This is a genomic window from Paenibacillus sp. FW101-FHT12H11 (assembly GCF_058790355.1).
Window position 1 is genome coordinate 22,804 of record NZ_JBYTCO010000013.1, and the last position, 16,472, is coordinate 39,275.

At 47.6% G+C, this 16,472-nt stretch carries 17 protein-coding genes; 8 read left to right on the forward strand and 9 right to left on the reverse strand.

Annotated features, from left to right (window positions below):
- The first annotated feature begins 11 nt into the window (after nt 1–11).
- From AC3WTJ_RS33145 to AC3WTJ_RS33160, 4 genes are all read left to right on the forward strand, one after another.
- The gene (locus tag AC3WTJ_RS33145; RefSeq protein ID WP_492525490.1) at nt 12–1,346 is read left to right on the forward strand and encodes an LLM class flavin-dependent oxidoreductase; all 1,335 of its coding nucleotides are present in this window, start codon (nt 12–14) and stop codon (nt 1,344–1,346) included.
- Nucleotides 1,347–1,486: 140 nt separating this feature from the next.
- Entirely contained in the window at nt 1,487–2,470 is a 984-nt protein-coding gene (locus tag AC3WTJ_RS33150; RefSeq protein WP_492525492.1) for an ABC transporter substrate-binding protein, read from the forward strand.
- Nucleotides 2,471–2,549: 79 nt separating this feature from the next.
- The gene (locus AC3WTJ_RS33155) at nt 2,550–3,581 is read left to right on the forward strand and encodes a FecCD family ABC transporter permease (protein ID WP_492525494.1); all 1,032 of its coding nucleotides are present in this window, start codon (nt 2,550–2,552) and stop codon (nt 3,579–3,581) included.
- Entirely contained in the window at nt 3,578–4,618 is a 1,041-nt protein-coding gene (locus AC3WTJ_RS33160) for a FecCD family ABC transporter permease (RefSeq protein WP_492525496.1), read from the forward strand. The genes AC3WTJ_RS33155 and AC3WTJ_RS33160 overlap by 4 nt, the downstream gene beginning before the upstream one ends.
- Nucleotides 4,619–4,696: 78 nt before the next feature.
- Here the strand turns inward: AC3WTJ_RS33160 and AC3WTJ_RS33165 are convergent, their stop codons facing one another.
- The 9 genes from AC3WTJ_RS33165 to AC3WTJ_RS33205 all read right to left on the reverse strand — a co-directional run bounded on the left by AC3WTJ_RS33165 (nt 4,697) and on the right by AC3WTJ_RS33205 (nt 14,227).
- On the reverse strand, nt 4,697–5,245 hold the full coding sequence (locus AC3WTJ_RS33165) for a PIN domain-containing protein (RefSeq protein ID WP_492525498.1): 549 nt from the start codon (nt 5,243–5,245) through the stop codon (nt 4,697–4,699).
- Nucleotides 5,232–5,399, reverse strand: coding sequence for a hypothetical protein (locus AC3WTJ_RS33170; protein ID WP_492525500.1), 168 nt, complete (start codon nt 5,397–5,399; stop codon nt 5,232–5,234). Before AC3WTJ_RS33170 ends, AC3WTJ_RS33165 begins: the two co-directional genes overlap by 14 nt.
- A gap of 311 nt (nt 5,400–5,710) precedes the next feature.
- Entirely contained in the window at nt 5,711–6,013 is a 303-nt protein-coding gene (locus tag AC3WTJ_RS33175; RefSeq protein ID WP_492525502.1) for a hypothetical protein, read from the reverse strand.
- A gap of 126 nt (nt 6,014–6,139) precedes the next feature.
- Nucleotides 6,140–7,561, reverse strand: coding sequence for a sulfatase family protein (locus tag AC3WTJ_RS33180; RefSeq protein WP_492525504.1), 1,422 nt, complete (start codon nt 7,559–7,561; stop codon nt 6,140–6,142).
- Between the two features lie 23 nt (nt 7,562–7,584).
- Entirely contained in the window at nt 7,585–9,123 is a 1,539-nt protein-coding gene (locus AC3WTJ_RS33185) for an extracellular solute-binding protein (RefSeq protein ID WP_492525506.1), read from the reverse strand.
- Nucleotides 9,124–9,167: 44 nt separating this feature from the next.
- Nucleotides 9,168–10,034, reverse strand: coding sequence for a carbohydrate ABC transporter permease (locus tag AC3WTJ_RS33190; protein ID WP_407870578.1), 867 nt, complete (start codon nt 10,032–10,034; stop codon nt 9,168–9,170).
- 11 nt (nt 10,035–10,045) lie between these two features.
- Nucleotides 10,046–10,996, reverse strand: a complete 951-nt coding sequence (locus AC3WTJ_RS33195; RefSeq protein WP_492525508.1) for an ABC transporter permease — start codon at nt 10,994–10,996, stop codon at nt 10,046–10,048.
- 163 nt (nt 10,997–11,159) lie between these two features.
- Nucleotides 11,160–13,457 carry a helix-turn-helix domain-containing protein gene (locus AC3WTJ_RS33200; RefSeq protein WP_492525510.1) on the reverse strand — a complete coding sequence of 766 codons (2,298 nt, stop codon included), beginning with the start codon at nt 13,455–13,457 and terminating at the stop codon, nt 11,160–11,162.
- Nucleotides 13,458–13,663: 206 nt separating this feature from the next.
- Nucleotides 13,664–14,227 carry a CcdC protein domain-containing protein gene (locus tag AC3WTJ_RS33205; protein WP_492525512.1) on the reverse strand — a complete coding sequence of 188 codons (564 nt, stop codon included), beginning with the start codon at nt 14,225–14,227 and terminating at the stop codon, nt 13,664–13,666.
- Nucleotides 14,228–14,391: 164 nt separating this feature from the next.
- Here AC3WTJ_RS33205 and AC3WTJ_RS33210 point away from each other — a divergent pair, with 164 nt between their 5' ends.
- From AC3WTJ_RS33210 to AC3WTJ_RS33225, 4 genes are all read left to right on the forward strand, one after another.
- On the forward strand, nt 14,392–14,688 hold the full coding sequence (locus AC3WTJ_RS33210; protein WP_157323947.1) for a hypothetical protein: 297 nt from the start codon (nt 14,392–14,394) through the stop codon (nt 14,686–14,688).
- On the forward strand, nt 14,682–15,317 hold the full coding sequence (locus AC3WTJ_RS33215; protein ID WP_157323945.1) for an HAD hydrolase-like protein: 636 nt from the start codon (nt 14,682–14,684) through the stop codon (nt 15,315–15,317). The genes AC3WTJ_RS33210 and AC3WTJ_RS33215 overlap by 7 nt, the downstream gene beginning before the upstream one ends.
- 188 nt (nt 15,318–15,505) lie before the next feature.
- The gene (lspA, locus tag AC3WTJ_RS33220; protein ID WP_492525515.1) at nt 15,506–15,976 is read left to right on the forward strand and encodes a signal peptidase II; all 471 of its coding nucleotides are present in this window, start codon (nt 15,506–15,508) and stop codon (nt 15,974–15,976) included.
- Nucleotides 15,977–16,074: 98 nt separating this feature from the next.
- Nucleotides 16,075–16,404, forward strand: coding sequence for a hypothetical protein (locus AC3WTJ_RS33225; protein WP_157323941.1), 330 nt, complete (start codon nt 16,075–16,077; stop codon nt 16,402–16,404).
- Nucleotides 16,405–16,472 lie beyond the last annotated feature (68 nt).

Below are 16,472 nucleotides of genomic sequence, written 5' to 3' on the forward strand. Positions count from 1 at the left end.
AGGTGATAGGAGTGAAAGAACCGAAGAAACAGCTGCATTTGAACTTGTTTATTTTGAGCACAGGCCATCATGAAGCCTCATGGCGGCATCCAGACGCGCAGCCGCAGCTTGCGACAAGTCTGGACTACTACCAGCAGCTGGCCAAAACTGCCGAGCGCGGCAAAATGGATTCTATCTTTTTGGCTGAAAAATACAGGTTAACCCCGTTAATTAAATATCGGGTCATTCCCCAGCTTGAAGCGTTCACGCTGCTATCGGCGATAGCGGCCGTGACCGAGCATATCGGACTGACGGCAACGGCCTCGACCACTTACAATGAGCCGTACCATATTGCGAGGAAATTCGCTTCTCTCGATCACATTAGCGGAGGTCGGACGGGGTGGAATATCGTGACTTCGACAGGGGATGCAACGGCGCATAATTTTAGCAAGGAGCACCATTTGGATCATAAAGTCCGTTATGAACGCGGCAAGGAATTCGTGGAGGTTGTGAAACGGTTGTGGGCTGGTTGGTCGGAAAACTCGCTGCTGGTTGATAAGCAGTCAGGCATCTATGCCGATGTCAGCCGGATTAAGGGCGCTGAATTTGCCGGTGAATTTTTCTCTGTAAAAGGGGCCTTGAATATCCCGCGTTCTCCGCAAACGCACCCTGTCTTGGTGCAAGCCGGTTCATCCGAAGATGGCAAGCAGTTTGCTGCCGAGTTGGCGGAAGTGATTTTTACGGCGCAGAACACGATGGAGGAAGCGATTGCCTTTTATACCGATGTGAAAAGCAGATTGAAGCAGTTTGGGCGTTCCGAGGATCAATTGAAAATCCTGCCTGGGTTTATCCCATTTGTCGGGGATACGGAAGCGGAAGCCAAGGCGAAAGAAAGAGAGCTGAATGAGCTGGCCGTTTCGGAATATGGCATTCGTAGCCTATCGGATCTGCTCAAAATCAATTTGTTTCAATATCCGCTGGACGGTCCCGTGCCGCTCGAGGATCTTCCATCCATAGACGAGATTCAGGGGCAGAAAGCGCGGTTCCAATTATACGTCGATCTGGCGCGCCGGGAAAACCTGACGATTCGAGAGCTGATTATCCGGACGGCTGGAGGCAGAGGGCATTTTACTTTTGCCGGAACTGCTGTGCAGATTGCAGACGAGATGGAGCGTTGGTTGGTGAACGGAGCGGCAGACGGGTTTAATTTGATGCCTGCGCTCTTGCCTGGAGGTTTGGATGACTTTGTGAATAAAGTCATTCCCGAGCTCCAGAAAAGGGGCATTTATCGCACGGAATATACAGGTTCCACGTTGAGAGAGCATTTAGGTTTAACCCTTGAACATGAACTGGTAACACGCAGTTAGGTCTGGAGGTATGGAGATGGTTGTCAGAAAAGTCCAAAAAAGTGGTCGCGAATGTCCATTTTCATTACCAGGTACTTCTGTATAATAAGAATGAGAATCAATATCATTGATCGAATATATATGTAGGGGGATCAACAAAAATGGTAAGGCAAAAAAAAGCAACACTAGTATTGGCTGCAATGCTTTCAATGGCGGCTATATTTACAGGCTGTCAGCCTAAGCAGGAAGCGGCTCCGGCAGCCGCACAGACGCAAGCGCCGGCACAGGCGACTGCGGACGCGAATAGCGTTAGAGTGATCAAGCACGCGATGGGTACGACAGAAATCAAAGGTACGCCTAAAAAAGTCGTGACTTTGTTCCAAGGGGCGACAGACGCTGCTTTGGCTTTAGGCGTGAAGCCGGTTGGAGCGGTTGAGGCGTGGATCGAGCAGCCTTGGTACAACTACATCAAGGACAAAATGGACGGCGTTACGAACCTGGGGTCGGAAAATCAGCCGAACCTGGAGAAATTGGTTGCTTTGCAGCCGGACCTTATTATCGGAAGTAAATTCCGTGATGAAAAAATTTATGAGCAATTAAAAGCTATTGCACCAACGGTAATGACGGAAGACGTTTATTTCTGGAAAGACTCATTGAAATTGACAGCTGAAGCGACGAATACGAAGGATGCCGAAACTAAGTTTTTGGCGGACTGGAATAAAAAAGTGACGGATTTTAAAGCGAAAATGGGAGATAAATTGAAGCTGGAAGCCGGCATCGTTGACTTCCGTGTAGATCACGCCCGTATCGTGTACACAGGGTTCTCGGCATCTGTCTTAGAGGAGCTCGGCATTACTCGCCCAGCTAACCAACGTGGCAAAGAGTGGGGCATTCAGCTGCAATCCAAAGAGAATATCACACAAATGGATGCGGACCTCATTTTTGACCAAACGGCAAATCGTACGGACGGACGCTTGGAGTTAAGAAAAACTTGGAGTGACTCTCCATTGTGGAAAAACTTGAGAGCTGTTAAAGCAAATAAAGTATTCGAAGTGAATGCAGCGACGTGGAATAACGGTTCCGGCCCGTTAGCAGCAACTCTAATGATTGATGATCTTTATAAATTTTATGGTGTGACGAAATAATTGAAATTCTGAGGCTGTTGACCTTTATGTCAACGGCCTTCCGTTAATTTTACAGTAAATTTAGATGAGGAGGGTCCCTGTGAGACCATTATTGCACCAGACACCCTATAAAGCGCTGGGTTTGGTGTTTGGATTAATTATTTTTGTACTATCTTTTGTGCTAAGTGTTGTGCTAGGTTCATCGCATACAAGCCTTGCTTCAGTTGTGCAGTCGTTGATTCATTATGATGTGAATTCGAACGAACAAGTGATTATTCGAACGACCCGAATTCCCCGGGCTCTATTCGCTACGATGGTTGGAGGAAACCTGGCCATTGCAGGTGCGCTCATGCAGGCGCTGACACGGAATCCGTTAGCGTCCCCAAGTATTTTTGGCATCAATGCAGGGGCCGTATCTTTTGTCGTCATCGCGATTACATTTCTCCCGCTTACGTCAATTGACCAATTGATTTGGGTAGCCTTCGCTGGCGCAGGTATTGCTGCTTTCGCTGTATATTTCCTCGGTTCTCTAGGGCGAGAGGGACTGACGCCGATTAAAATTGTATTGGCCGGTTCCGCCATGACCGCACTGTTCAGTTCGTTTACGCAAGGGATGTTGGTCGTTCGTGAGGCTACCTTGCAGAATGTCATGTTTTGGTTAGCAGGGGCTGTGGCGGGCAAAAACCTGGATACGTTGATTCCGGTGCTGCCCTATATGTTAATTGCCGCCGTTACGGCTCTGGTCATAGCACATCCGGTTAACATCCTTGCTTCGGGTGATGATGTAGCCAGAGGCTTGGGCCAGAAGCTTGGACTAGTTAAAGTGACGGTAGCCATAACCGTGATCCTATTAGCGGGCAGCTCAGTGGCAGTCGCCGGTTCGATCGGTTTCGTCGGTCTCGTGATTCCGCATATCGCCCGGTTTGTGGTTGGCCTCGACTATCGTTGGGTGATTCCATATTGTGCTGTTTTCGGGGCCATTTTGCTTCTTTTGGCTGATCTTGTTGCCCGGTTTGTCATTATGCCGGGAGAGATACCGCTTGGTGTTATGACCGCTTTGATCGGCGTGCCTTTTTTCATCTATACCGCTAGAAAAGGGCTGCGTTCGAAAGGAGGGACGTCATCGTCATGAGTCGGTTAATCGTGTACCGAAGTAAAACCGGCAAGTTTTCTTTTCTTTTTCATAGGAGGACACTTCTTGTTATATCTGGTCTGACATTGCTGACAATCGTGTTGTTCTTGATTAGTACGGGGCTTGGCAGCAATTTCATTGCACCACAGGATGTTTTGAAAGCAATCTTTGGAGAAAGCACTCCGCAGCATGAATTAGTGATCGGAACGCTAAGGCTTCCGCGGATTATTGTGGCCATCCTCGTGGGCGCTTCGCTGGGTGTTGCTGGATCGATTCTTCAAGGAATGATTCGTAATCCGCTTGCCTCGCCTGATATTATTGGCGTAACCGGAGGGGGCACGCTAGCGGCAGTTACGTTCATTACTTATTTTGCAGGCACTGTCAGCATTCATTGGCTGCCTGTAGCTGCTCTTGTGGGGGCTGGCATCGTGTCCCTGATCATTTATTTATTGGCGTGGCATAAAGGGATTACACCTACGAGGCTGGTTCTAATCGGGATCGGAATTTCGGCGGCGACCAGTTCCTTAACGATGTTAATGATCGTGCTCAGCCCGATGAATTCAGCGACCAAAGCGTATACGTGGCTGACTGGGAGCGTCTACGGCACATCTTGGGACAACGTGTATACCTTGCTGCCTTGGGTCATTGTGTTCATTCCATTGGCGCTCTATTTTGCCAGGCATATTAACTTGCAGGAGATGGGAGACGACCTGGCTGCAGGGCTAGGAGCCACCGTTCAGCTGCATCGCTTTTTCTTGCTTTTCATCAGCGTGGCGTTGGCCGGTTCAGCCGTGGCGGTTGCCGGTGCGATTGGCTTCGTAGGATTAATTGCGCCGCATATTGCGAAAAAGCTGGTCGCTCCCTCGTATGGGGGATTAATTCCCGTATCAGCGCTGATTGGAAGCCTGATGGTCTTGATCTCCGATACCGTGGCAAGAACGGCGTTTCCTCCGCTGGATATTCCAGCCGGCGTGTTTACCGCAGCTATTGGCGCTCCGTTTTTTATTTTTCTGCTGTATCGGAATCGGAATCGATGAGGGGGGAGGCGGCAGTTTCTTCAAGGAAAAATAGACCAAACTTTATGGTTTGGTCTACTTTGTTTACTTACCTATAGCTCATATGTAGTGGAGTTGTGTAATAAATTTTTTTATATTTGGAAGAAATTCCTCTGCTTTTACCATATTATTTTTTAGAATGTTATCTAGCGTAAGGAAATTAGTCCCATAAAGATTTGCTAGGCTAACGTTGGCGGCATCCGCTGAACCCAGATGCTTCTTGAGTTTTATTTGGTGTAAAACGGAATCTTTGTCCCCTTCGAGTACTTTCAATATGCCCTCTTCAATAAAAATAGTCAGCATATTTTCAATAAATGCCTCCAGGTCATTGCGATCTGTATCAGAAAACATAATACCGAAGCGTTCAGTGAAATTCTTAAGCGATCTGGTAGATAAATGCAACACTTCATTTACAACAAGCGGATTCGTATATAATAAAATGAGTTCGCTCTCAGGGAAAATATAATTGTCGAACAGTTCCTTGACCGTCTCATGCCATGGGTCATGGCTTGAGGCTAGAGCCAACAGAATCCCTGTATCAACTAAAATATCTTCCCCTTGATCGAACCCTTGAAATTCATGTGGATGATTAAAATCAACGATCACCATACTTTTCCCAATCCCTCACTTGATTCAAGTTTACGGGGGTTGTGGGAGCTTTGCCGATAAATTGCTTCATAATATCCTTTTGTCTTGTTGTTAAACCCAGGTTAGTTTTTGGAATGGGCTTTGCCTCTTTATGAGCAGCTTCAGTAAGTGGCATGTCCTTACCCTCCTTACCGCTACATTCACTCATAGCCAAAACCTCCTAAAAGAAATTTAGGACTATTATATGCTAGAATGATAGGAAATATACTTCTGCTTCTGAAGTACCTATTGTTCTAGTAATTATATCATTTGTTATGTAATACATTCAATATAAATGGAAATATTTTCATCTATTAGAAACCGATCGAGGGCCTTCGACTTTACTAGATCAGACCTAACAAAAAGGAACGGACACGGGAGATTCCCTGTGTCCGTTCCTTTTTGTTCGGCAATATGATGCTGCGCTCACGCCTCCGCAGCACGTATTCAGCACGCAGGTGGCTGCGCTTGAAGAGTGTTGCGGCTGCAATCTATATACATCGGGTAAACAACTTCTCTTTTTTGGACGGAAGATAAAGACAGTGGCAATGTCTCCTCCGAGGCTCCGAAATCCGCCAGCCCCTCAAATACCTCAATGACCTTCGAAGGGTTTTCACTGCTTTCATTCCCGTGTTGACTCTGATAGGAGAACCTCATCGCTTTGTCCTTTATGAGCACATCTACAAACATGCAGAACATGATACCTACAACGAACACACCCATTATAATGAATTCCAAATCTCTCATCATGGTTGTCCTCCTATGAATCATTTTTCATAGGTTAACTTACTTTGGATAAAATGTCGCTCGAATGTCGGTGTCGTATTCTAGCTTATTTTAACGACAAGGCTCAATTGCCCTCATTTGCCCTGTTCCTTACTCAAAATAGGCTTTTTTCCCTTTTCCATGAACGCCGGCTAACCCAATTTGCCCGAATCCGGTTACCCCTTCACGGGTGCCGTCAATCATCGGATCGACGTAGCGGGCAAACCAGGCTTCCAATTCGCCTCTCATCGCGACGCTCTGCTCTTGCGTCTCCGGCAGGTCGATCAGATTATGCCTTTCATCGGGATCCTCGGCCAAATGGTACAGCTCATGCGGACCGTAAGGGTAGCGGTGCACATATTTCCAGTCGGTCGTCCGAATCATGCGCACAGGACCATACTCGTCATAAATGACAACCTGCTCACGCATTGGAGCCGATTCGCCCAGGAGGAGGGAGTGGAAGCTTGATCCAGGAAGCTTGATGGTGTTTGGTTGCTCACAGCCCACATAAGCAAGCAGCGTAGGCATGAAATCGTACCCGCTTACGAGATTATCACAAACTTGCCCTTGGGGAATAATGCCTGGCTGGCTAAAAATGGCCGGCACTTTGACAGAAGTATCGAACATGTTCTGCGGGAACGTCCCGTTTCCTTTTCCCCATATGCCGTGATGGCCGCAGTTGAAGCCGTTGTCTCCCATATAAATAATCAGGGTATCTTTGCGAATGTCCATGCTGTCCAGCTTATCTAAGATCCGGCCGATATTCGTATCCATCGCGGTTACAGCGGCAAAGTAACCTTTCAAATTCTCCCGTTGATCGTCCGACCATGGCGCTGTTTTGATCGACCATGGATGCTTGGGCTCCTGCGGACAAGTTTCGAATTTGCAGTTATCGTAAGAATCGACAATGTCCTGAGGATGATTATCGATCCATGGGCTGTGAGGCGCCGTGTAGTGGACGCTTAAGTAGAACGGCTTGCTGCCGTCCTGACGATCCAAGAAGGAGAGCGCATCGTCCGTGATGACGTCGGTCAAATAGCCAGGCTCATTCACCAGCTCGCCGTCGCGAATCATCGGGGCATCGTAGTAATTGCTGCCGCCGCTTTGGTGCGCATACCAGTGCGTGAAGCCTTTTTGCGGTGTGATACTGTCTCCCAAATGCCATTTGCCGCTTAGTCCGCAAACGTAACCGGCACCGGCCAACACATCCGTGTACGCCATCTGCCCCTGCAAATATTGAATAGCGGAGTTACCTACATTGCCATCCCGGATCCAATCGTGTACACCATGCTGGGATGGAATGCGCCCAGTCATCAGCGAAGCGCGTGCCGGCGAGCAGACCGGTGAGGTGCAGAAAAAGCTGGAGAACCTCATCCCTTGGTCTGCAAGGCGATCCAAATGAGGTGTGCGAATCTCGTGATTGCCTGCACATCCCATAGCCCACGCCCCGTGATCGTCCGATAAGATGACTATAATGTTAGGCTGCTCATTTCGGTTTGCATGCGTCGATTCCTGCTTTTGATCGGTACTCATCGTCGTTCATTCGCCTCCATCACTTATTTTTTTTGTGCCAAATAAGCTTTATTGACAGCTTCCAGTACCTTGTCGCCGCCTTGTTCCCGCCACTTCTTGGACAGTTCGGCTAGCCCGCTGTCGATATCCTTCTTGCCCGTAATCATATCCAAATAATATTGATTGGCCAGTTCATTAATGACACTGCCTCGTTCAATTTCTTCCGGCGTTGTCGTGCTGACCAAATTCGGAACCATATATTTGGAGGCAATCTCTACGGATTGTTTAGCCCTGTCCGCTTGAGGTTCGGTTTGCGGCAAGTAGGTTTCCGTCAGCGGCCAAACAACACTGCCCCAAGCAAGCGGATGAGACCATCCATTCGACGCGAAGTTATCTTTTGCCCGCTCTTCTTCATTGTAAGTGATTTTATCGCCTTGTTTGGAATAATGGACGCCTTCGATCCCTAGCTCCAGTAAATCACGGCCTTCTTTGGAAAGCATGAACTCAATGAATTTAGCCGCTTTTTCCGGATTTTTTGCACTTTTCGTAATAGCCGTGAATAAGCCGCTCTTCGGAGCCTGCGCCAAACCCCGTTTTCCATCCGGACCAGCAGGCGGAGCCATAAACCCAAGCTTGCCGTTAGGATTCACTTTTTGCAAACTTGTTTCCAGTCGACTCACATGCCGGTAAAGAGCAGGGGCCATGAATCCGACTTTGCTTTGATAAAACTTCTGTTCGCGCTGCTGCGTGTCGTTGAGCAAAAATTCGGGATCGATCAGCTTCTCGCTCCACAATTTGTGAATATATTGAACGCCTTGTTTAAATGCGGGATGCTCAAAAATAGGAGTGACTTTCCCAGCGTTATCTAGCGCCCAGTCGGAGTAAGGCAAACCATAGGCATAAAAAACGAAGTTGAAGGAACCGTTAAACCCGGTACTCTTAACTCCCGTTAGGCCATAGGTGTCCGCTTTACCGTTTTTGTCCGGATCTTGCGTAGCAATGGCTTTCATGGTTTGATAAAAGTCATCCAGCGTCTCAGGCGGTTTCAGCCCAAGCGTTTCCAGCCAGTCCGCTCGGTAGGCAAGCGCTTGATTGGAGCGTTCGAGTTCGACGAATGGATAACCGTAATACTTTCCGTCAACAGCCGTTCCCTTGAAATTGGCTTCAATTTTCGCTTTCGCGGTCGGCATAACGGGGAAATAGTCGTTAAGCGGGACTAGCAACCCCTCACTGATCCATTGGCTTACGGAAGCCGATGGGTAGTTAATGGTTACGACATCTGGCATATCGCCCGAAGCCATGGCTACGCTGATTTTCTCATATCCGCCCTCGGGAACGGTTCTGACTTCGAGATCAATGCCTAGTCGCTTGTTAATTTCAGCAATAATGCGGTCCCCAGGCTGAATCGACTTGGCGGCCGCATCGCCTGATGTCAGAAACACCAGCTTCGTGGGCTGCCCGTTTTTTGCGCTGCCCTCGGTCAGGTTCGTATTGTCCGTTTTAGTGGAACAACCTGCCGTTGTTAATGCAAGTATTGAAGCTAATGCAAAACGGACCCATTTTGTCTGCAATCGCATTCTCATGTTCGTTCCTCCTTATTTTCCTATACTTTAAATTACGATACTTGTTACTCCTTAACTGCTCCAAGCGTAACCCCTTGCACGAAATAACGCTGAAAGAAGGGGTAGATAAGAATAACAGGAATGACGGATATCATAATCGTCGCCATTTTGACGGATGGACCGAGCAGGAAAGGGCTGTCCCCTCCCGATTGGAAAGCGGCCTCGTTATCAATCAGCATGGAGCGCAGGAAGAGCTGTAGAGGCCATATCTTTTTATCCGTAATGTACATGACTGCCGTGAAAAATTCGTTCCATCTGGATACCGAATAGAAGAGGGCGATCGTTGCCAACGCCGGCATGGAAAGGGGGACGACCACCCTTAGTAAAATGCCGAAATCATTACATCCGTCTAGCTTAGCGGACTCTTCCAAGCTCTCCGGTATGGAGCTGAAAAAGCTGCGCATAATGATCAGGTTATAGGTTGTAATGGCTGTCGGAACCATCATGGCCCATACGGTGTTCATCATGCCAAGCTGTTTAATGACCAAGTAAGTCGGAATAATACCACCGCTGAACATCATCGTAAAAATGATCAGGAACATGACCGTTCTGCCGCCGGGAAGCTGTTTTTTGGAGAGAGCATAGGCGGCCATTGTGGTTGCGATCATGCTGATGACTGTACCCAGGACGGTTATGAAAATGCTAATCCCGTAAGAAGTCCATAGTTGCTCCAGACTGAGCATGTATTGATAAGCCTCGAATGTCACGCTCTTTGGAATTAGATGCAAACTTGAAGTCAGGCTCTCTTGCATTGGCGTAATCGAGACAATCAGCGAATCCCAGAACGGATATACCGTCAGTAACGCCAATAGAGCAAGGAGCGCGTAATTGAGCGAGTCGAAGATTTTGCTTCCTAAGCTGCTGTTAGGCATAGCTGTCCCTCCTAATACACACCCTGCTCGCCGAGCGCTCTGGACAACCAGTTGGCGACGATAAGCAGCGTGAAGTTGATAGCGGATTTGAACAGGCCGACTGCGGCAGCCAGGCTGTAGCGCCCTTCGGTGAGCCCGATTCGGTAAACGTAAGTGTCGATGATATCGGCTACCCGATAGACGCCAGGATGATACAAAACGAATATTTGCTCAAATCCTGCCTCCATTAAGCTGCCGATCCGCAGGATGAACAAGATGATAATTGTACTGCGGATGCCCGGCAGTGTAATGTGCCAGATTCGCCGCCACCGATTCGCTCCGTCCATCACGGCGGCTTCATACAGCTGCGGGTTTAGACCCGCCAAAGCAGCCATGTAAATGATCGTATTCCAGCCGAACTCCTTCCAGATCATCGAACCTACCAACGTACTGCGAAAAATACGCTCATCGGTTAAGAAGCCGATCGGTTCCCCGTATAACGAACGGACGGCATTGTTAACGGCGCCCTGATCTGTAGAAAGCAAGCTGATCAAGAGACCGCCCATAATGACCCAGGAAATAAAGTGAGGCAAGTAGATAATGGTTTGAATGGTCCGCTTGAACATAATTTTACGGGCTTCATTTAATAGAATAGCGACGATAAGCGGCAGTGGAAATCCAAAAACGAGTCTGTACAAGCTGATTACAATCGTATTCCAGAAGACTTGCCAAAATTTTTCTAATTCGAATAAATACGTGAAGTGCTGGAATCCGACCCATGGGCTGCCCATAATGCCTTTGGTGATGCTGAACTGCTTGAAAGCAATGAGCGCCCCGTACATCGGTACGTAATGAAACACCGTATAATAGATAAGCGCAGGCACCAACATGGCATACAAATAACGGTTGGCCAGTAAACGTTTCCAAAAAGTCGGTTTACGAAGCTGCCGTTTGCGTGCAATTGTCGTCATTGGCACTGACATAGCTTTCTTCCCCCTCTCTTCTCATGCATTTGTGACTGCACTTTCATCATAAAAAGGAGGGGGAGGCCGGGCAAGAATCAATACCGCCTAATGGATTCAATTTTCGTTTTTGATGAAGTATCAGATTTTCATTTTAGTATCAATTGTTGCCTTTTATCTCATTTTACCCCTTAATCCGCTGCACGGATCGCTGATTCCGATATTCGGAGGGAGTTAAACCGCAGTATTTTTTAAAGGTACGGATCAAATTTTGCTTCTGCCCGAATCCGGTTGCTTCCGCAATTTCGTTAATCGTTAAATACGTTTGTTCAAGCAAACGGCAAGCTTCGTTGTAACGCGTTTCGGTCAAAAAATCCAGGAAATTTTTCCCGGTCACTTCTTTGAACAATTTGGACACGTACTGGCTGTTCATCAACGCCATATCCGCGAGCGTCTGCAAGCTGATCGGCTCCCGGTAATTGTGCTTGGTATACTCGACCAGCTTCTCGACGACGTCTTGATGCTTGACTTCACGTTTTCCCTCCAGCTTTCCAGCGATATCGCGTATCACGAGATCAAGGTCGACGCGAACTTGCTCCAAGCTGTTCTTTTTGCTGAATGCCAAAATCAAGTCCGGACTGCCGTCTTCTTCATCTCCACAAAGCTCGATACGAACAGTCATGAGCGCATGAAGAAGCTGCGTCAACATAATGTCCTTGTAGGGGAAACCCACGAGCTCATCGCTCGCAAGCCGTTCGATCAGCTCGTCCTTGAGCTGCAGCGCCTTATCCGTGTTCCACGTTTTGAGCTCATGAATCAGCTTGTCCACGAGCTGCCTGCAGGCGGTGAAGCGACTCCGGTCCACGTGGTTGGTCTGATAGTCTGAAATGCTAAGAATGCTGCCTTTGCCGGCAATCCGCTCGTACAGCAAAGCATCCAAAGCCTCGTTATACGATAGGGAGATCTCGCTTAACTTTTCATACTTCCCGCCGATGCCTACGGTAACTGCCGTTCCATGCAGCTCATCGGCCACCCGGTTCCGCACCCGAATCGCCAGCTCCTTTGCATGATGGTAGGCGGATTGAGGGCCTCCCCAATGACCGGCGTTCATAATCAGTACATCACGGCTGTGGAACTGGCTGACGTACAGCCCTTTCCCACAAGCTGCGATGAGCTCTTCACAGATGGCTCGTACCTGAAAATGCAGTAAATTTAGCGCTTGCTCTTCAGGCTCAGCCGGAATATCGGCATCCGCATGAATGCGGAGCACAAGCACAATGAAATGAGCGTGCTCTAACTCGAGCTCATAGTATTGCATTTGACGCATCAACTCGTCGTCATTCGTCTTGCCGGCAAGCAGGCTGAGTACGACATGGTCCCGAATGACGAGTTCTTGACCGCGGAATTTTTCTTTGATTGCCTCGTTTTCGACGTATAGCCGGTTGACCGAATCGCCGATGTAGCTGAACTCATCTCGGTCGTGCATTTTGGAGAAAGGCTTGTCCAGCAGCGTTGAAATCATGTGAACCGTTTTTCTTACAGGCTTGTAATACCTGATGGATACGATAATCATCATCAGCATTCCCAGCGAAAAAGCGATATAGGAAATCAGGAGCGTCACGCGGATGACTTCGTGGGATTTCTTGAATACTTCAGCTGACGGATTCAGAGTCAAATAAATCCAGCCGTTGGCATCCGAGGTCAGAAAGGAAACAAGGGTATCCTGCCCATTGATCTTCTCCGTGAACGACCCTTCTTTCTCGCGCTGAATCCGCTGCATGTCCGCTTGATTAAACCGGCTAAGCAGCATGCTTTTATCCTTATACGAGAGCACTTCGCCCTCCTGGTTTAAAATGGCTACATTCCCGAGCTTGCGGTTATTCGAATTAACGACGGCGCTGTACAGCACATCCTCTTTCAAATTCATAAGGATCGCGCCTTTCTTCTGGATGCCCCAGATGGGGACGGAGAAAAGGAACGTCATGACATTCACGGAATGATCGCCTTCTTCCAGATGTACAGCTTGCCAATCGTAAATATGTTTGCTTTCCATAAATTGCTGCACCCCTTGCTTGTATGAAAACTGCTGCAAGTCGGTGATGCCGGAGGAGGAGATCAACTTTTGATTTTGGGCGCTGTACAAATAGATGGAGTCCAGGTACGTGGAGGAATTAATCCGCTCGGTAAGGAGATCTTCGGTATTTTTCAGAAATCGGTACTCCTCCTCCAAATCCCATGAAAGCCATACTGTTTTCTGCAGATCGGAGTGCAAGGCAAGCGAAGCCGCTGATTGCTTTACTTCTCCAAGTGCCTGCTCGACCATTTTCTTCGATTGCCCGAGCAATTCCTGATTATGGAGGAGCACTTCTTCTCTCAGCATCGAATCTGTATAGCGGTATACGAGCGTACCGACCAAGAGCGTAATCAACACGACGGCAATGGTCAAATGCAGCAAAAGACGTATAAAGATAGTACGTTTCATAGTTTCCCCCTAGAACGCCGGACTTCCGACCCTTTATATGTAAGCGCTTTATAAAAAAGTAATTCAAAACGGCTTAGCCAATAAGAAGCAGTATATCTATGAAGGATACCACAAAATTCGCCGGCATAGATGTTTAGCGGCATTAAAAATAAGACAACCCTCAGGAAATCTGAGTAATTTCAGACCTTGAGGGTTGTTATGTCTTTTTATTTGACAGTCCGAGCGGCGGAGCTTTCACTGCTAGAAGTACTTGAGAGCGTTGCGTCTGGCTCCAATTTGGTCTCTTCCCGCAGCAGATAGCCGAAAAACAGGATGTAGTAGGAGACGATGATGAAGAATACGCCCGCTGTCACGGGATCTTTCGTAAATTGTGTCAAATCAGCGGGATTCATGTTGGATGGGTTCGGAGTAAGCGCGATGAAAGCCACACGATAAATAATCCGGCCAAGGAATAGCACCAGAACGGCAATCTCAATCCATAGATGAGTGCGGTAATACCAGCCGTCGGGTCGGTGCTCGAAGCGGGTGTGGCGAATGGCGGTAAGCCCTAATCCCACGCCGGCAGCAAGTCCGATCAAATAACCGATGAAATGGATCGGATGGACGAAGCCCAGCAGGAAAATGGCGATTCCGAGGATGCTGAACAGCGTGAGACGAAATTTGAGCCGGCCCTTGGCAAGCTTTTGAAAACCAATGGTGCGTTTGGTTCGGCGATAAATGAAAAAACAGATCAAAACAGCAGGGATGGCGTAGTGCGTCCAATCTTGCATGGGTGTTCCTCCAATCGGTTTTGTAACATTTCCTCATTGTAGCAAATTTAGGCAGCTTGTCATAAGAAATCTTATTCCGTTTACAAAAAACTGTCATACACTTAATAGTAGTGCTATAAACTTACTATTACACACAAAATGCGCCGCAAGGAGTTGACATGCATATGGCTCTAATCACTCACGTTAATGTATGTAATGCAGATGATGAAATTTACTGCTGTCTAAGGAATAAAATTGTTAAGCTAGATGCCAATCAACAGAAACACTTCTGTCAGGGATGTAAAATGTTTGCTGGAAATGCAGACGACTATGGGCGTGGGGTATCCTGTGTGTGGGAAGATCTTCGCATCGTCAGCAATCCGCATATCGCTAAAGATCCGCTTGAAGAGTTCGCGAATAATCAAATCAAAGAAGTGCCGACTGAGGGGCCGGCCCTGTTTCTATATACAACCGAATGGTAAAACATATCCTATTTGATTTTGATGGGACACTTGTCGATTCCAGGGCTTTGCTTGTTAAGTTGTACAATGAAATAGCGGGACAGCATCAGTTTCGCAAGATTCGCGAACAGGATCTTGCGCTTCTCCGGACACTTTCGATTGCGGAGCGGGTCGATCGGTTAGGCGTGCCGGCCCTGCAGATACCTAAGCTTATCGTCGCCGGAAGACAGATGTATCAAGAGAACATTCGCACGCTTCACGTGGTGCCGGGCATGAAGGAGATTATAGCGAGGTTATCTTCCCATGGGCTGAAAAGCTCCATTCTCTCCTCCAATTCGGAGGCAAACATTCGTACGTTTCTGAAAAATAACAAGATGGAAGGCTCCTTTAAGGAAGTGATTTCGGCTAAACTTCTTTTCGGCAAGCATCATGCCATACGCAAAGTTATGAAGCAGTGGGGCACAACACCTGGGCGAATGATTTATGTTGGAGACGAATTAAGGGATATCGAGGCTTGTAAAAAGTTGGGTGTGCCGATCGTCGCCGTTACATGGGGGTATGACGCCCCGCGACTGCTGCTTCGAGGCCAACCGGATTATTTGGTAAACACCCCCGGGGAACTGTTGAGAACACTTTTGACATTAGCATGATGGAGAGCATGAAGATTACATGTAGAATGCTCCGTGTGTAGCTGCCTAAGCGTGACTGAGGCGGCTATTTGCGTTGCTAATGGAAGACCATGGGACAAAAGGGAGACCGGGGCCGCAGGATTCGCAGTAGAGGCCATAAATCATGTAAAATGGTGAGGAGGTTGTATTTTCAAAATAGGGGGAGTGTTATGCTATTTTATATCGTCTTTTTTGTCGTTACGGCCATTGATCAGATTTCAAAGGTTTGGATTCGTACGATGCTGAAAGTGGGAGAATCCATGCCATTCTATAAGGATATTATTTCATTTACGCATTATCAAAATACGGGAGCGGCGGGCAGTTCGCTGCAGGGTTGGGCGCGTTACCTCGGCATTTTTGCTGTCATTATTGTTATAGCGATCTTCTACTACAGGAAGAAAGGACGTCTTCAAGGCGTTCTGCTGCAATGCGGAGCAGCGTTGTTTGCAGGCGGAGCGATCGGCAATGCGATTGAACGACTGCTTTTCGGAAAAGTGACGGATTTCATCGTCTTCCGTTCGGGGAACGGTATCATGAATGTGGCGGACTTGGCCATTAATTTGGGCGTCGTATGTTTTGCGTTGGATATTTTTTTCTCACTCCGGCGAAAAGGTTTCCGCAAAGAAAAAACTGCTTCATAAGTTAGGTCTAATATACTACAATATATAGATCAAAAGAACTATTTGTGGTATCCTATTCTACGACAGTGTGGATTGATGTTAGACTGGGAGATGGTCGTATGAGTCTGGAGAGACAAGCTTTGATCGATGATTTTTTTGTGATGATCCGTAAATTGAACAAAACGGGCGCTGACATTATCCATGTGCGGGATTTCTTCTGGAAATCTTCCGAAATGCGCGGCTTTATTCCTCCGACAGTTGAATTTATGACAGTGCTCAAAACATATAATGCTGTTTTATTTCATGAATTCCGCAAATCACTTGTCCCTAATACAAGTATGCATATATTGGCGAATGTACACATGGAAGCAGGAGAGGCACTGATTAGTCTAGGCATTACGAGCTTAGAGGAACTGCAGTTGGCGGTAAAAGGAAAAATATTGAATTAGCCTGCAGAAAAAACAGCCAGCAGAAAAAAACCAAGTAAGGACGAAAGTCTCTGCTTGGTTTTTTCATG

Coding starts and splice junctions, on each gene's coding strand:
- AC3WTJ_RS33180 (WP_492525504.1), bottom strand. CDS start 7,561: ATGAGTACCGATCAAAAGCAGGAATCGACGCATGCAAACCGAAATGAG.
- AC3WTJ_RS33215 (WP_157323945.1), top strand. CDS start 14,682: ATGGTAAAACATATCCTATTTGATTTTGATGGGACACTTGTCGATTCC.
- AC3WTJ_RS33160 (WP_492525496.1), top strand. CDS start 3,578: ATGAGTCGGTTAATCGTGTACCGAAGTAAAACCGGCAAGTTTTCTTTT.
- AC3WTJ_RS33175 (WP_492525502.1), bottom strand. CDS start 6,013: ATGATGAGAGATTTGGAATTCATTATAATGGGTGTGTTCGTTGTAGGT.
- AC3WTJ_RS33165 (WP_492525498.1), bottom strand. CDS start 5,245: ATGGTGATCGTTGATTTTAATCATCCACATGAATTTCAAGGGTTCGAT.
- AC3WTJ_RS33210 (WP_157323947.1), top strand. CDS start 14,392: ATGGCTCTAATCACTCACGTTAATGTATGTAATGCAGATGATGAAATT.
- AC3WTJ_RS33150 (WP_492525492.1), top strand. CDS start 1,487: ATGGTAAGGCAAAAAAAAGCAACACTAGTATTGGCTGCAATGCTTTCA.
- lspA (WP_492525515.1), top strand. CDS start 15,506: ATGCTATTTTATATCGTCTTTTTTGTCGTTACGGCCATTGATCAGATT.
- AC3WTJ_RS33200 (WP_492525510.1), bottom strand. CDS start 13,457: ATGAAACGTACTATCTTTATACGTCTTTTGCTGCATTTGACCATTGCC.
- AC3WTJ_RS33185 (WP_492525506.1), bottom strand. CDS start 9,123: ATGAGAATGCGATTGCAGACAAAATGGGTCCGTTTTGCATTAGCTTCA.
- AC3WTJ_RS33190 (WP_407870578.1), bottom strand. CDS start 10,034: ATGCCTAACAGCAGCTTAGGAAGCAAAATCTTCGACTCGCTCAATTAC.
- AC3WTJ_RS33225 (WP_157323941.1), top strand. CDS start 16,075: ATGAGTCTGGAGAGACAAGCTTTGATCGATGATTTTTTTGTGATGATC.
- AC3WTJ_RS33195 (WP_492525508.1), bottom strand. CDS start 10,996: ATGTCAGTGCCAATGACGACAATTGCACGCAAACGGCAGCTTCGTAAA.
- AC3WTJ_RS33205 (WP_492525512.1), bottom strand. CDS start 14,227: ATGCAAGATTGGACGCACTACGCCATCCCTGCTGTTTTGATCTGTTTT.
- AC3WTJ_RS33170 (WP_492525500.1), bottom strand. CDS start 5,399: ATGCCACTTACTGAAGCTGCTCATAAAGAGGCAAAGCCCATTCCAAAA.